The following is a 16,240-nucleotide window of genomic DNA, read 5'->3' as shown; positions in this document are numbered from 1 at the left end:
GTGACGGTTTAAGAAACTAAATCTATAATGAAAGGGCAGTTTTGTTGTTGGTATACTAAAGATAATAAACTTTTTTCAAAATTTGAGAACTGTCTAGCTCCAGCACCTACCCCCTCGAGGTCACAAGCCGGCCCTCCCAAAAAGGTAGAGCTCACCTTTCCGGGAGGCCCGTCTTGTGCTTGTCGGGGGTGACCAAGGTGCTTGCGCATTTCTATAAGGAGATTATTATTATGAAAGACCAACGCTATTTAACAGTGAATGCTCTTACTAAATATATAAAGAGAAAATTTGATGCTGACCCGCATTTGCAGGACGTCTTGGTAAAGGGTGAAATTTCGAATTTTAAACAGCATTCCAGCGGTCATATGTATTTTACGTTAAAGGATGAAAAGGCCCGCGTTCTTGCTGTTATGTTTTCAAGCAATAATCGGGGAATGAAATTTTCGCCTGAAAATGGGATGAAGGTTCTTATTAGAGGTGATCTTACCGTTTATGAGCCAAGCGGCCAGTATCAAATCTACATTAAAGAAATGCATCCTGACGGAATTGGCGATTTATATTTAGCCTTTGAACAGTTAAAAGAACGGCTTGAAAAGGAAGGAATTTTTTCACCTCAAAATAAAAAACCCATTCCTAAATTCCCAAAGACAGTCGGTATTATAACATCCCCAACTGGAGCAGCAATCCGTGATATATTAACAACGATTAAGAGGCGTTATCCTGTAGTAAATATCACAATATTCCCTGCACTTGTCCAAGGGTTACAGGCGGCACCATCTATTGTGAAGCAAATACAATTAGCCAATGAATTAAATGAAGCAGATGTGCTTATTATTGGGCGTGGCGGTGGTTCGATTGAAGAGCTTTGGGCTTTTAATGAAGAAGAGGTGGCAAAAGCCATTTTCCATTCGCAAATTCCCATCATTTCTGCTGTTGGACATGAAACCGATTTTACCATTGCTGATTTTGTGGCTGATTTACGTGCTCCCACACCAACAGGTGCGGCTGAGATGGCTGTCCCCCATATTGAGGATCTGACAGAAAGAATTCTAAATCGAGAGTCGCGATTACTAAGGGCACTAAAGGAACAAATGACGTTAAAAAGCGAAAGACTATCTAGAATTCAAAAATCATATGCTTTCCGTTACCCGCAGAAATTGTACGAACAAAAGCTCGAGCAGGTAGACAGATTAACTGAGCAGCTAGAAAGAGGTTCTAGAAAGCTATTCCATCAAAAAATTGACGAATGGCAGAAAATACAGAAACGGATGCAGCGAAAGCCATTGAACGACCTGCTATTAGCTTCTAAAGAACAACAGGAAAAAATGCAAAAGCAGCTCAATAAAATCATACTAAATATTTTAGCCGCTAAAGAGAAAGATTTTTCACATAAAATTGCTACGTTAGAAGCACTAAATCCATTGAAAATTATGGATAGAGGCTATAGTCTTGTTTATACAAAGGAAGAAAACTTAGTTAAATCCGTTAAACAAATTAAGGAAAATGATCAAGTAAAAATAAAGGTGCCAGATGGAATAATAAATTGCCTTGTTACGGAAATAGAGGAGTGATTTCGTTGTCTTCAGAACAAAAGCTAACATTTGAAGAGGCTATGGAGAAACTAGAAGTGATTGTAGAAAAGCTCGAAGAAGGGGACGTCCCTCTTGAAGAGGCCATCAATATTTATAAGCAAGGTATGGAACTATCCAAGCTTTGTCATGATAAGTTGAAAAATGTAGAATCACAGCTCACTCAAATTTTGACTGAGGATGGGCGGAAAGAAAATTTCGTCATTACCGAGGAGGAGTAATTTTGCAGCAGCCATCCTTTTCTTTATTTGCAAAAAATCAAAAAGCCTTATTAGAAAATATGTTAAGGGAAAGTGTCAGCAAGCTGAATGCTCCTTCCGTTATTAAAGAATCGATGCTGTATTCATTAGAAGCCGGAGGAAAGCGAATTAGACCGCTTCTGTTATTAGCTACGCTTGAAGCATTTGGGGAAGATACAAGGAAAGGTCTTCAAACTGCTTCTGCAGTAGAAATGATTCATACTTATTCGCTCATTCATGATGATCTTCCGAGTATGGATAATGATGATTTGAGACGGGGAAAGCCAACCAATCATAAAGTATTTGGAGATGCTTATGCGATTTTGGCAGGTGATGCCCTGTTAACATACAGCTTCCAATTAATTACTGAAACTCCTTCAGAATTTGCTAATGCGGAAACGAAGCTTGAACTTATTAAAGAAATGTCAAAAGCAGCTGGAGCTGAAGGAATGGTCGGTGGACAAGTTGCTGATATAAGTGGAGAGGATAAGGTCCTAACGTTAAATGAATTAGAGTATATTCATATTCATAAAACGGGTAAACTTCTGCAATACAGTGTTGTGGCTGGAGCAATTCTTGCTGGAGCAGACGAGGAAACAATGAAAACACTTGGTGAGTTTGCTTACCATCTTGGAATCGCATTTCAAATACGTGATGACATCCTTGATTTAGAAGGGACGGAAGAGGTAATTGGCAAGCCTGTTGGCAGTGATGCTTCTAACCACAAAAGCACCTATCCTTCACTGCTTACATTGAACGGTGCAAAAGAAGCCCTGCATCACCATATCCAGCAAGCAAAGTTTAAGCTTGCAGTAACCGGCCTGAATACAAAGCTTCTAGAGGAAATTACAGACCTAATCGAAAAAAGAAACCATTAAAAAATTTATTTTGAATACACAAAAGGCATTATCTCTAAATTGCCAAATTACTACACTATCTTGAGGAATTCATTCATACTGTTATAATAAACCGTATATAGGGATAACTTCATAAGAGATACAGGCTAATGAACATCAAAAGAGATATGTGCATGATTAAGAAATGAAAGCGAGTGATCCTCTGAATGGATCTAATGAAAATTAAAGACCCAACTTTTTTAAAAGGGCTATCAAATAAAGAATTAGAGGCATTAAGCCAGGATATACGCCAATTTCTAATTGAAAAATTGTCGTACACTGGGGGCCATATTGGGCCAAATTTGGGTGTTGTTGAATTAACAGTTGCTTTGCATAAATGTTTTGACAGCCCGAAGGACAAAATTATTTGGGACGTTGGCCACCAATCATATGTTCATAAAATCCTGACTGGCCGTGCCGATCAATTTGATACATTGAGGCAATATAAGGGCCTATGCGGCTTTCCAAAAATGTCTGAAAGTGAACATGACGTATGGGAGACGGGACATAGTTCAACCTCACTATCTGCTGCTATGGGAATGGCAATTGCTAGGGATTTGAAAAAGGAAAAATCCTACGTGATACCAGTCATTGGTGATGGTGCATTAACTGGCGGTATGGCTTTAGAGGCATTGAACCATATCGGTCACGAAAAAAAGAATATGATTGTCATATTAAATGATAATGAAATGTCCATTGCTCCAAACGTAGGGGCACTGCACAATGTTCTAGGAAGACTTCGTACAGCTGGGAAATACCAGTGGGCAAAGGATGAACTCGAACTTCTCCTGAAAAAAATCCCTGCAGTAGGCGGCAAGCTTGCTTCAACAGCTGAAAGATTAAAGGATAGCCTTAAATATCTTTTTGTATCAGGGATGTTTTTTGAGGAGATGGGCTTCACCTATCTTGGACCAGTTGATGGTCATAATTTTGAAAGCCTATTTGAAAATTTAAGCTATGCCAAGAAAACTGAGGGACCAGTTCTGTTGCATGTTATCACAAAAAAAGGAAAGGGCTATTCCCCTGCTGAACGCGATACAACTGGAACATGGCATGGAACGGGGCCTTACAAAATTGAAACAGGAGATTTTGTGAAACCGGCTAATACGCCACCAGCATGGAGTTCACTTGTAAGTGAAACGGTTCGCAAATTAGCGAGAGAAGATGACCGGATCGTTGCCATTACTCCAGCTATGCCGGTAGGCTCAAAATTAGAGGGCTTTGCAAGTGAATTCCCTGAACGGATGTATGATGTTGGAATTGCAGAACAGCATGCTGCAACTGTGGCAGCTGGCTTAGCAACACAGAAAATGAAGCCGTTTCTAGCAATTTATTCAACATTTCTTCAACGTGCCTATGATCAAGTCGTGCATGATATTTGCAGGCAGAATTTAAATGTTTTTATCGGAATCGACAGAGCTGGCTTAGTTGGTGCTGATGGAGAAACACATCAAGGTGTTTTTGATATTGCCTTTTTGAGACATGTGCCAAATCTTGTCCTGATGATGCCAAGAGATGAAAATGAAGGCCAGCATATGGTCTATACTGCTGTTAACTATGATGATGGACCAATAGCCTTGAGATTTCCACGAGGAAATGGCTTGGGTGTACCAATGGACACAACCTTCAAAAAAATTCCTATTGGGACTTGGGAAGTGCTAAAGAATGGTACAGATGCTGCCATTCTCACATTTGGAACAACAATTCCGATGGCAATGAAAGCAGCTGCGATATTAGAAAAACAAGGCCAATCAATAAAAGTAATTAATGCAAGATTTATTAAACCATTAGATGAGAAAATGCTTCTCGAATTATTTAAAGATGATATGCCGATTTTAACGATCGAAGAGGCAATTCTTCAAGGCGGTTTTGGCAGTTCGGTTCTTGAATTTGCCCATGAAAACGGCTTTCATCATATAGAAATTGACCGGATGGGTATTCCAGACCGTTTTATCGAGCATGGCAGTGTTGATAAGCTATTAGAAGAAATCGGGATGACTACTAGTGATGTAGTCGAAAGAATAAATATTCTTGCCAGAAAGAAACAGAAAAGGGCTTAAGGAATGAAAGCAAAAAAAGAACGCTTAGATATTTTATTAGTTGAAAGAGGTTTAGCAGAGACGAGGGAAAAGGCGAAACGAACGATTATGGCTGGACTTGTATTTAGTAATGAAACACGCCTCGATAAGCCCGGAGAAAAGGTAAACAGCGATATTCCGTTAAGGGTAAAGGGAAAAGTCATGCCCTATGTGAGCAGAGGCGGCCTAAAACTTGAAAAAGCATTAAAAATTTTTGACCTGGAAGTAAAAGATAAAATCCTTCTTGATATTGGTTCATCAACGGGCGGATTTACAGATTGTGCTTTACAAAATGGCGCAAAAATGTCATATGCCCTTGATGTCGGCTACAATCAGCTCGCCTGGAAGCTAAGGCAGGATGAGCGTGTTGTTGTCATGGAGCGGACCAACTTCCGTTATGTAACACCAGCCGATCTTCAAGAAGGGATGCCAAACTTCGCTTCAATTGATGTTTCATTCATCTCTTTAAAGCTTATTCTTCCTGTATTAAAGACTCTCTTAGTTTCAGGCAGTGATGTAGTTGCGCTCGTTAAGCCGCAGTTTGAAGCTGGACGTGAACAGGTTGGAAAAAAAGGCATTGTACGCGATGCAAAGGTTCATGTTCAGGTTCTAGAAACAATGATTTCCTTTGCCCTTAGTCTAGGATTCGATGTGAAAAACCTATCGTTTTCTCCTATAACTGGAGGTGATGGGAATATTGAATTTCTGCTCCACCTTTATTGGACAGGCGAAAAGGAAATCGGCGAAAATGACTTGAATTTTGAAGCTAAAGCAGTAGTGAATGAAGCCCATACTGAACTTAAGACGAAGCAAAATGAAGAGGATTAAGCTGCTGCTTATTCCTCTTCATTTTATTTATGTCTGCGTGTATATTAATGGCAAATAATCTGTAGAAAAACAAAGAATAATTGTACTTTATAGGGAAAATCAGCTAACATATAATTAGATTTTAGTCTTTTTTTACATTCATTTGGAAGAGATATAAAAAAATCAGGCGCATAGCGTTTTATATAATTGGGGTGAGTATATGACAAAGGGACAACGTCATATTAAGATACGGGAGATTATTGCAAATAATGATATTGAAACACAGGATGATCTTGTCGATGAGTTAAAGAATGCCGGATTCAATGTAACACAAGCCACGGTGTCACGAGATATTAAAGAGCTTCATCTTGTAAAAGTTCCTCTGCAAGATGGCAGATATAAGTATAGTCTTCCAGCAGATCAGCGGTTTAATCCTTTACAGAAATTAAGACGTAATCTAATGGATGCTTTTGTCCGGATAGATTCAGCAGGAAATTTGCTCGTTATGAAAACACTTCCGGGAAATGCGATGGCTATTGGGGCGCTTATCGATAATTTAGATTGGGAAGAAATACTTGGTACTATTTGCGGGGATGATACGTGCCTAATTATCTGCAGAACACCAGAGCAATCTGAAGAAATTACAAATCGTTTTCTTGAAATGCTTTAAAAATGGGGATGATTTCTTTTGTTAACTGAATTATCAATTAGGAATTTTGCTATTATTGAAGCCCTTTCCATTTCATTAGATAAGGGCTTGACTGTTTTAAGCGGTGAAACGGGTGCGGGTAAGTCGATCATTATTGATGCGATTCATCTCCTTGTAGGCGGAAGAGGATCTGCGGAATATGTAAGGCATGGAGAGGATAAGGCCGAAATAGAAGGTTTGTTTCAAATGGAAGATCCAAATCACCCAATATACAAAAGGGCGATCGAATTTGGTATTGAACTGGAAGATGGCATGATTGTTCTTAGAAGAGATATTTCAAAGTCAGGAAAAAGTGTGTGCAGAATCAATGGCAAACTCGTTACAATTTCGATTTTAAGGGAAATTGGAAGTACATTGATTGATATTCATGGGCAGCATGAGCACCAGGAATTGATGGATGAAATAAAGCATATTAGTCTTCTTGACCAATTTGGCGGTGAGAAGATTAGCTCTGCACATTTCGAATACGAGCGAGTTTATCAAATGTATGAGCAAAAATTAAAATACTTAAAAACATTAAGTGAAAATGATCAGCAAATGGCCCATCGGCTAGATTTAATCCAGTTTCAATATGATGAAATTCAAAAAGCAAATTTAAAGCTAAATGAAGATGAGGAGCTTTATGAAGAGCGGAAAAAGCTTAGTAACTTCGAACGGATATTCGATTCCTTACAAGCAGGCTACTCTGGTCTTCAAGGGGAGCAAAGAGGTCTGGATTGGATAGGACTTGTTATGGGGCATATTGAAGATGCCGCTGGAATTGATCCATCATATAAGGAGCTTGCTGAAGCTGTGTCAAACAGCTATTATCAGCTAGAGGATGTAATGAGAAGCCTTCGGAATGAACTTGATTTTCTAGAGTACGATCCTGGAAGACTTGCTGAAATCGAGGACAGACTAAATGAGATACAACAATTAAAACGAAAGTATGGAAAGACTATCGTTGAGATTCTTGAGTATGCTTCAAAAATCGAAGAAGAAATAGAAACATTACAAAATAAAGAAACACATATAAGCCATTTAGAAAAAGAAATTTCCTCCTTACGAAAAGATCTTACAGTTGAAGCGGAAGAATTGTCCACTTTAAGAAAAAACACAGCTAAAACTTTAATAAAATTAATACATAAAGAATTAAAAGCGCTTTATATGGACAAGACTGTATTTGAAGTGAAATTTGATTCAGATTTGGAGAATTTCACAAAAAATGGATTGGATAAAGTTGAATTTTACCTATCAACCAATCCAGGAGAACCATTGAAACCCCTCTCAAAAATTGCATCAGGGGGAGAATTATCAAGAATTATGCTTGCCTTAAAAAGTATTTTTTCAAAGCACCAAGGAGTTACCTCTATTATTTTTGATGAGGTGGATACAGGAGTAAGCGGCCGGGTTGCCCAAGCTATTGCAGAAAAGATTCACCATGTTGCGATTAATTCGCAAGTGTTGTGTATCTCTCATTTACCTCAAGTAGCTGCAATGGCAGATACACATTTGTATATCGCAAAAAATATTAAAGATGGCCGGACGAAAACATCAGTTAAGGCACTAAATGAAGCAGAAAAAGTCAAGGAAATTGGCCGGATGATTTCAGGGGTCGAAATTACTGATTTAACGAAAGAGCATGCAAAAGAGCTTCTTCAGCTTGCAAAAAAAATTAAGGTGCAGGAAGAAAAAATACATTGAAAAGCTATCCAAAGCAGGATAGCTTTTTTTATCGCCAAATCAGTTATAAATGCACGCCATACAGGCAAAATTATAGATGTAGCCATTTGACGTTGTGGATTAGAAGCGAGGAGAGTGAAGGTTTTGACAGCAGAAGCTTTAAGAAAAATAATTGGTGGAATTCTCCTTGTTTCATTAATTGCAATTGGATTTTCCAAACCCATTCAAAAGTATTTAGAAATTCCAACTTCAATCACTCTTTTTGAGGGCCAGCAAATTCAGCTGGCTAAAGCAGAAATGGTAACGGCAACTATGTCTACAGATTCAAGTATTGCACTTAACCAAGACAATCATTCAGTTTCCCTAAAAGCAAATAATCGTGGGGAAAATGAAATGTTTTTAGAACTAGCAGGTTTCCCAATCAAAAAGGTCGATGTAAATGTACTAAAGGATTTTAAAGTGATTCCAGGTGGACAGTCTATAGGTGTTAAACTTAATACGGTTGGCGTCTTAGTAGTAGGCCACCATCAAATAAATACAGTAAATGGAAAGTCTTCTCCTGGAGAAATAGCTGGAATTAAAGTTGGAGATATCATCACGAAAATTAACGGCAAAAAAATTGAAAAAATGTCAGATGTAGCTCCTTTTGTCCAAGAAGCAGGGAAATCAGGCAAGCCGCTAACGATTGTTGTAAATCGAGAAAATAATCATTTTTCAACAGAATTAACTCCCCTTAAAGAAAAAGGAGAGGGTTCCTTCAAGCTTGGATTATATATTCGCGACTCAGCTGCTGGAATCGGAACAATGACATTTTATCATCCGGAAACACGAAAATATGGAGCTTTAGGCCATGTTATTTCCGATATGGATACGAAAAAACCGATTGTTGTTGATGACGGTCAAATCGTCCGCTCTACAGTTACCTCTATTGAGAAAGGAAGTAATGGCAATCCTGGGGAAAAACTTGCCCGTTTTTCAGAGGATAAGGAAGTTATCGGGAATATCGTCAGAAATAGTCCTTTTGGGATTTTCGGAGAGCTAAATCAGGATATTAGGAATGGTATTTTAGATAAGCCGATGCCGATCGCATTATCTCATCAAGTAAAAGAAGGTCCTGCAAAAATTTTAACTGTAGTTGATAATGATGAGGTAAACTTATTTGATATTGAAATTGTGAGCACGATTCCACAAAAGTTCCCCGCGACAAAAGGGATGGTAATAAAAGTTACCGATCCAAAGCTTTTAGCTAAAACGGGAGGAATTGTTCAAGGAATGAGCGGCAGCCCCATCATCCAAAATGATAAAGTAATTGGGGCCGTCACACATGTTTTTGTGAATGATCCAACGAGCGGATATGGTGTTCATATTGAATGGATGCTCAATGAAGCAGAAATCGATATATATGAAAAACAAAGAGAAAAAGCTTCATAAAGCTTTTAAGACGGGGATGACCCGTCTTTTTTTGAGGTTTAAAAGCAATAAATGAAATTTAATTACATATGCTATAATTAACATAAAGATTATTCGACAAAACATCTTCGAAATACCCATCTATTATCGAAAAGGGTCGAATAATAAAGAAAACCAAAGAAAACTAATGATTTTCACCTATTTTTGAGAATTTTTAAAAAATCTAAAGGATTTTCAGTTGCATTGTCGAATTTCTCATTTAGAATAAGAATAGATACTAAAGAGACCATTAAGGATCGAGGAGGAAAGAATACGTGAAGAAAATTAAAGTTTGTGTTGTCGATGACAATAGAGAGCTTGTCGGGCTTTTAGAAGAATATATTTCAACTCAGGAAGATATGGAAGTTGTGGGTGTTGGTCATAATGGACAGGAATGCCTCGATATTTTAGATCAAGAAGATCCTGATGTTCTTATTTTAGATATAATTATGCCTCATTTAGATGGTTTAGCGGTTCTTGGGAAGATGCGGGAAATGAAAAAGGCTAATTTGCCAAATGTGATTATGCTTACTGCTTTTGGACAGGAGGACGTAACGAAAAAAGCAGTTGATTTGGGCGCCTCCTATTTTATTCTCAAGCCATTTGATATGGAGAATCTTGCTAGTCATATTCGTCAAGTGAGTGGAAAAGCAAATCCAGTTATTAGAAAGCCATCCACTTCATCTTATCGGTCACAAGTGGAATCAAAGCCCAAGAATCTCGATGCAAGCATAACGAGCATCATTCATGAGATAGGTGTGCCGGCGCATATTAAAGGCTATATGTATCTTCGTGAAGCGATTTCAATGGTATATAATGATATTGAGCTCCTCGGTTCGATTACAAAAGTGTTATATCCTGATATTGCGAAGAAATACAATACAACGGCAAGCCGTGTAGAGCGTGCTATTCGCCATGCGATTGAAGTAGCCTGGAGCAGGGGGAATATTGATTCCATTTCGTCCCTATTCGGCTACACTGTGTCTATGTCTAAAGCGAAACCAACCAATTCAGAATTCATTGCAATGGTCGCTGATAAATTAAGGCTTGAGCATAAAGCTTCTTGAAAGAGTTAGATTAAGTAAATTGAGAAAGCGTTCTCTTTTCAGAGGACGCTTTTCTAATGGGGAGTAATGTTTATGACATTAATATTTGCTCATAGGGGATATTCCGCCTTGTACCCTGAAAACACGATGAAGGCTTTTAGGGAAGCAGAAAAAGCGAGTGCGGACGGAATCGAATTGGATGTTCAGTTAACAAAGGATGGCGAAGTTGTTGTTATCCATGATGAAAAAGTAGATCGGACAACAAATGGGAAAGGCTACGTAAAAGATTTTATATATAAAGATTTAAGAAAGCTTGACGCTAGTGGCAAGAGGAAAAAGCTTTTTTCCCAAATAGAGCCGATTCCATCATTAGTTGAAGTTTTGGAATGGATGAAGACGAACCGTATGATTTGTAATGTTGAATTGAAAAATGGGGTTTTTCCATACGAAGGGATGGAGGAAAAGGTTATTACCCTTATTCGGGCATATGATTTAACGGATCGTGTCATCCTTTCTTCATTCAATCACTACAGCATTGTATATTGCTACCGTCTAGCCCCAGAGATTGAAACAGCACCATTGTTTTCAGAGGGCCTTTATATGCCTTGGATTTATGCCGAATCCATTGGTGCCGGAAGTATTCATCCTAAATATACAATCGCCAAATCAGAGCTAATAAAGGCGTCAGAAGAGTATGGTATTGCGGTTAGACCTTATACCGTTAATAAGGAAAAGGAAATGCACAGGTTATTTTCAGTTGGCTGTTCAGCATTTATTACAGATAATCCAGTCTTAGCAAATGAAATTAAAGGTATATACCAATGAAAGAGGCTGTCCTAAGACAGCCTCTTTCAATTTTTATTTCCTTTGGAAACGCGGCTGAACCTTATTCTTCTTTCGATCGCGGTGAAGAATAAATCCAGCAATAAAGCCAAGTCCGATCAAAAAGAATAGCAGACCAGCTAGAAATTGAAGCCATAAATAAGGAAAAGGATTTTGCAAAATTCCAAAAACCATATCTCTCATTAATTTTATTCCATAGGCAGCCAAGAGGCCTGGTATAAGCATAATTAATAAAGCGATTAATCTAACCATCGGAAAAATCCCTTCGTTTCATAAATACTACTTAATTAATACCGTTCATAAAAATAATAAATCAATAGGGAAATTTGTCAAGCAATTCAAGCTTTTTGAATACTTTTTTCGGTTATAAAAATTAGTGAAAAACATTTTTATTTGGCTTGGCCGACTTTCTAAGATAAAATACACTTATATGAAATAACTTGCAAAAAGAAACAGAATTGAATGCAATAAATTTCAATCTAGAGGGTGGTCAAATACGATGCAAACCGTAATGATTGTAGGTGCGGGAAAAGGCGGATCAGCAATCTTAAAAATCTTGAAAGAAACAGCGATGTTAAAAGTAATAGCTGTTGTTGACCACAATATAAACGCGCCTGGCCTTTTAATTGCAAACGAAGAAGGAATTCCCACTGGCACTGACTGGCGGAAATTTATTATGCAGGATATTGATATAATCGTTGAAGTGACAGGCAATAAAGATGTGTTTATTGAGCTAAGAGAAACGAAAAGAAAAGATTCAGTTCTCATACCTGGCAGTGTTGCTGCTCTAATTGCAAATCTAATTGAGGAAAAAGAAGAATTAATAACTAATATACAGAACGAAAAATATAAGCATGATCTCATTTTCAACTCTACTGGAGATGGCATGATCGTGATTAATAAACACTGTGAAATCATTTTATTTAACAAAAGTGCTGAAAGAATGACGGGCACTAATAGAAATGAAGCCATCGGAAGACATATCCTTGATGTTATTTCTAACAGTGAATTACCAAGAGTATTAGAAACTAGACGTACATATTCTAATCAAGAGTTGGTCCTAAATAATGGTGTGAAGATTATTACAACAAGAATTCCGATGGTTGGGGAGAATAACGAGCTAATCGGCGCCTTTGCGGTGTTCAAGGATATTACCGAAGTGATGAACCTTGCAGAGGAAATTACAAACTTAAAAGAAATCCAAACAATGCTTCAAGCCATCATTCATTCAAGTGATGAAGCCATTTCAGTAGTCGATGAAAACGGCCGAGGCATATTAATAAATCCTGCCTATTCAAGAATCACTGGTCTCAGAGAGGATGAGGTTATCGGTAAACCGGCAAACGCAGATATTTCTGAGGGCGAAAGTGTACATATGAAGGTGCTGCAAACACGAAGAGCAGTTAGAGGCGTTGCGATGCGAGTTGGACCAAATAAAAAAGAGGTAATCGTTAATGTAGCACCTGTCATAGTAGATGGAAAATTAAAAGGCAGTGTTGGTGTCATTCATGACGTTTCTGAAATCAAAATATTAAATAGAGAGTTAAATCAAGCACGGCAAATCATTCGAAATCTGGAAGCGAAGTATTCCTTCGATGATATTATCGGCAATTCCGAAGAGATGACCATTGCGATTGAGCAAGCTCGTCTTGGGGCAAAAACTCCTGCAACTGTATTATTAAGAGGGGAATCAGGTACAGGGAAAGAATTATTTGCCCACGCTATACATAATGGCAGTGACCGTAAATACAATAAATTCATTCGTGTTAATTGTGCTGCTCTTTCTGAGACTTTATTAGAGAGTGAACTTTTCGGATATGAAGAAGGTGCATTTTCAGGAGCGAAAAGGGGAGGAAAAAGGGGGCTATTTGAAGAGGCTAATAATGGCAGTATTTTCTTAGATGAAATCGGTGAGTTATCAGCCAATACACAGGCAAAACTACTAAGGGTTTTACAGGAAAGAGAGATTACTCGAGTAGGTGGAACAAAGCCAATTCAGATCAATGTCAGGGTAATTGCAGCGACAAATGTAAATTTAGAAAAAGGAATTGCAAATGGAACATTTAGGGAAGACTTATACTACCGTTTGAATCGGATGCCCATTCATATTCCACCGTTAAGAAAAAGAAAGCAAGATATTCCGTTGCTATGTAATCGTCTGATCCAGAAAATCAATCAGGAATACGGACGGAATGTAGAGCAAATATCCCAATCTGCATTGAATAAATTAATGTTGTATGATTGGCCTGGAAATGTCAGAGAGCTAGATAATATTCTCGGAAGAGCCATTATTTTTATGAATTATAATGAAAATGTTTTGGACGAGGCCCATGTCCCGGAATTGATAAAAATAAACGATAAAACCCAAAACGAAAATGAAAGTAAGGAAGCAGTCCCAAACCAAACATTAAACCAGATGCTTGAGCAGTATGAGAAAGAGCTAATATTGCAAACCTTAAAAAGATCTGCCGGAAACAAAACAATCACCGCAAAATCCCTCGGTTTATCAGTAAGAAATTTGTACTATAAACTTGAGAAGTACGGAATTGCAAATAATAGCATGCAATAAATTTCATACTGTGCAATAATCTTCATGTACCGAAACTATAAATAAAGCGTTTTCATAGTAATTTGGTTTGGCACAATTCTTGCAAATAATTAAATGGCTGTAGCAGTCATTGTGTTAAATTGCCTTTGAACTAGAGCAGTCTATTTCAAATTGCAAATAAGCAAGCATTACACGCTTTGTAGTAAAGGGGTTGAGACTAGATGGATTTGGATTCGCTTATAGTGAGAGCAACCCAATATCAAATGAAAACAGTAGCCGTTGCTGCAGCAGAGGATCATGAGGTGATTGAGGCCGTTTCTGAAGCAGTTAAACGAAACTTAGCAAATTTTTTATTGTACGGGGATAAGGAGAAAATTTTACAAATCGTAAATAAACACGAAAATCTTGCCTCTAGTGGAAATATCCAAATCATTCATACGTTATCAAAAGGATTAGCAGCTGAGAATGCTGTAAAGGCTGTAAAGTTAAATGAAGCGGATGTTTTGATGAAGGGAAATATTCCTACTGCAACTATTTTAAAGGCCGTATTGAATAAAGACTATGGTTTAAGGACTGGAAGCGTCTTATCTCATGTTGCTGTATTTGAAGTTCCGAGCTATGACAAATTTATAATGATTACAGATGCTGCTATGAATATTGCCCCCGATTTAGAGCAGAAGGCACAGATTCTTAGAAACGCGATTGGAATAGCGAAGAGCATTGGGATTGACAAACCGCTTGTTGCCCCAATTGCAGCAGTTGAAGTGATAAATCCAGCTATGCAAGCTACTCTTGATGCAGCAGCCCTAACCTTGATGAACAAGCGCGGGCAGCTGACAGATTGTATAGTTGATGGACCGTTAGCTTTAGATAATGCCATTTCTATGACTGCTGCCGAACATAAAGGGATAACAAGTGATGTAGCAGGAAGAGCAGATATATTATTAGTTCCAACGATTGAGGTTGGGAATGCACTTTATAAATCATTGATTTATTTTGCCAAGGCAAAGGTTGGGGCAGTCATAGCAGGTGCAAAGGCACCTATTGTTTTAACATCCAGGGCTGACACAGCCGAGAGTAAGCTTTATTCCCTAGCATTGGCTTTATGCTCAGCAAAATAGCGATAAATCTCAAACTAAATGTTTACAAATTATTACAGTGATTCTAAAAACCAAACTATTTTAGGAGGAATTTCAAATGGAAATTTTCAAATATCTAGAAAAATATGACTATGAGCAAGTAGTATTCTGCCAGGACAAAACATCGGGCTTAAAGGCGATTATCGCGATCCATGATACAACATTAGGGCCAGCGTTAGGCGGAACTCGTATGTGGACATACGCATCAGAAGAAGCCGCAATTGAAGATGCATTACGTCTTGCAAAAGGAATGACTTATAAAAATGCAGCAGCTGGACTTAACCTTGGCGGAGGAAAAACTGTCATTATCGGTGACCCTAAAAAGGATAAAAACGAAGAAATGTTCCGTGCCTTTGGCCGTTATATTCAAGGATTAAATGGGCGCTATATTACTGCCGAAGATGTCGGTACGACTGTAGCTGATATGGACCTAATCCATGAAGAGACTGATTATGTAACTGGAATTTCACCTGCATTTGGTTCATCAGGCAATCCATCACCTGTAACAGCTTATGGGGTTTACGTTGGAATGAAGGCTGCGGCGAAAGAAGCGTTCGGATCAGATTCTTTAGAAGGAAAAGTTATTGCAGTACAAGGTGTTGGGAATGTTGCTTACACCTTGTGCAAGCATCTGCATGAAGAAGGAGCTCAATTAATCGTAACAGACATTAATAAAGAGGCTGTTCAGCGTGCAGTAAATGACTTTGGTGCAAAAGCAGTTGATCCAAATGAAATTTATGGAGTTGAATGTGATATTTATGCGCCTTGTGCTCTTGGTGCAACAGTGAATGATGAAACGATCCCGCAATTAAAAGCAAAAGTTATTGCAGGCTCTGCAAATAATCAATTAAAAGAAGAGCGTCATGGAGATATTCTTCATGAAATGGGAATTGTTTACGCTCCAGACTATGTTATAAATGCCGGTGGAGTAATTAACGTTGCAGATGAATTATACGGTTACAATGCAGAGCGGGCATTGAAGAAGGTTGAAGGACTTTACCAAAGCATTGAAAAAGTCATTGAAATTTCAAAACGTGATAATATTCCAACTTATAAAGCAGCTGACCGCATGGTAGAAGAGAGAATTGAAAGAATGCGCAATTCTAGAAGTCAATTCCTGCAAAATGGCCATCATATATTAAGCCGTCGTAAATAAGAGTGTTAAACTATTTTTTTAATAGACTGAAGAATAGCGGTTTATACTTTGCTCACCGGATTAAAACTCTAATTCGGTG

14 protein-coding genes are annotated in these 16,240 nt (G+C 38.1%); 13 read left to right on the top strand and 1 reads right to left on the bottom strand.

Annotated elements, in window-relative coordinates; all coding sequences use genetic code 11:
- Nucleotides 1–230: 230 nt before the first annotated feature.
- The 10 genes from xseA to RRV45_RS14730 all read left to right on the top strand — a co-directional run bounded on the left by xseA (nt 231) and on the right by RRV45_RS14730 (nt 11,300).
- On the top strand, nt 231–1,571 hold the full coding sequence (gene xseA / locus RRV45_RS14775; RefSeq protein WP_315665456.1) for an exodeoxyribonuclease VII large subunit: 1,341 nt from the start codon (nt 231–233) through the stop codon (nt 1,569–1,571).
- Between the two features lie 5 nt (nt 1,572–1,576).
- A complete protein-coding gene (locus tag RRV45_RS14770; RefSeq protein ID WP_315665455.1) occupies nt 1,577–1,810 on the top strand; it encodes an exodeoxyribonuclease VII small subunit in 234 nt (77 codons plus the stop codon).
- Nucleotides 1,811–1,812: 2 nt separating this feature from the next.
- The gene (locus RRV45_RS14765; protein WP_410489296.1) at nt 1,813–2,706 is read left to right on the top strand and encodes a polyprenyl synthetase family protein; all 894 of its coding nucleotides are present in this window, start codon (nt 1,813–1,815) and stop codon (nt 2,704–2,706) included.
- Between the two features lie 185 nt (nt 2,707–2,891).
- A complete protein-coding gene (gene dxs / locus RRV45_RS14760) occupies nt 2,892–4,784 on the top strand; it encodes a 1-deoxy-D-xylulose-5-phosphate synthase (RefSeq protein WP_315665454.1) in 1,893 nt (630 codons plus the stop codon).
- A gap of 3 nt (nt 4,785–4,787) precedes the next feature.
- Nucleotides 4,788–5,630: a TlyA family RNA methyltransferase gene (locus tag RRV45_RS14755; RefSeq protein ID WP_315665453.1), complete on the top strand. Its 843-nt coding sequence runs from the start codon at nt 4,788–4,790 to the stop codon at nt 5,628–5,630.
- Between the two features lie 199 nt (nt 5,631–5,829).
- The gene (gene ahrC / locus RRV45_RS14750; protein ID WP_315665452.1) at nt 5,830–6,279 is read left to right on the top strand and encodes a transcriptional regulator AhrC/ArgR; all 450 of its coding nucleotides are present in this window, start codon (nt 5,830–5,832) and stop codon (nt 6,277–6,279) included.
- Nucleotides 6,280–6,297: 18 nt separating this feature from the next.
- Nucleotides 6,298–8,001, top strand: coding sequence for a DNA repair protein RecN (gene recN / locus RRV45_RS14745; protein ID WP_315665451.1), 1,704 nt, complete (start codon nt 6,298–6,300; stop codon nt 7,999–8,001).
- 123 nt (nt 8,002–8,124) lie between these two features.
- Complete coding sequence (spoIVB, locus tag RRV45_RS14740; RefSeq protein WP_315665450.1) at nt 8,125–9,411, top strand: SpoIVB peptidase; 1,287 nt, start codon at nt 8,125–8,127, stop codon at nt 9,409–9,411.
- 293 nt (nt 9,412–9,704) lie between these two features.
- Nucleotides 9,705–10,496, top strand: a complete 792-nt coding sequence (gene spo0A, locus RRV45_RS14735) for a sporulation transcription factor Spo0A (protein WP_315665449.1) — start codon at nt 9,705–9,707, stop codon at nt 10,494–10,496.
- 72 nt (nt 10,497–10,568) lie between these two features.
- The gene (locus RRV45_RS14730; protein ID WP_315665448.1) at nt 10,569–11,300 is read left to right on the top strand and encodes a glycerophosphodiester phosphodiesterase; all 732 of its coding nucleotides are present in this window, start codon (nt 10,569–10,571) and stop codon (nt 11,298–11,300) included.
- 33 nt (nt 11,301–11,333) lie between these two features.
- On the opposite strand, the gene RRV45_RS14725 is transcribed toward RRV45_RS14730, so the two are convergent.
- Nucleotides 11,334–11,570, bottom strand: a complete 237-nt coding sequence (locus tag RRV45_RS14725) for a DUF2627 domain-containing protein (RefSeq protein WP_315665447.1) — start codon at nt 11,568–11,570, stop codon at nt 11,334–11,336.
- A 247-nt stretch (nt 11,571–11,817) separates the two neighbouring features.
- Here RRV45_RS14725 and RRV45_RS14720 point away from each other — a divergent pair, with 247 nt between their 5' ends.
- The 3 genes from RRV45_RS14720 (at nt 11,818) to bcd (ending at nt 16,161) form a co-directional block, all read left to right on the top strand.
- Nucleotides 11,818–13,887 (top strand): sigma-54-dependent Fis family transcriptional regulator, encoded by a 2,070-nt coding sequence (locus RRV45_RS14720; protein ID WP_315665446.1) that lies wholly within the window; start codon nt 11,818–11,820, stop codon nt 13,885–13,887.
- Between the two features lie 200 nt (nt 13,888–14,087).
- Nucleotides 14,088–14,987: a phosphate butyryltransferase gene (gene yqiS, locus RRV45_RS14715; protein ID WP_315665445.1), complete on the top strand. Its 900-nt coding sequence runs from the start codon at nt 14,088–14,090 to the stop codon at nt 14,985–14,987.
- A 76-nt stretch (nt 14,988–15,063) separates the two neighbouring features.
- Nucleotides 15,064–16,161: a branched-chain amino acid dehydrogenase gene (bcd, locus tag RRV45_RS14710; protein ID WP_315665444.1), complete on the top strand. Its 1,098-nt coding sequence runs from the start codon at nt 15,064–15,066 to the stop codon at nt 16,159–16,161.
- Nucleotides 16,162–16,240: the final 79 nt, after the last annotated feature.

Source organism: Bacillus sp. DTU_2020_1000418_1_SI_GHA_SEK_038 (assembly GCF_032341175.1).
In the GTDB taxonomy this organism is placed as follows: Bacteria; Bacillota; Bacilli; order Bacillales; family Cytobacillaceae; genus Cytobacillus.
The sequence above is the reverse complement of the archived record's forward strand: the minus strand, read 5'-3'. Positions and strand labels throughout refer to the sequence as shown.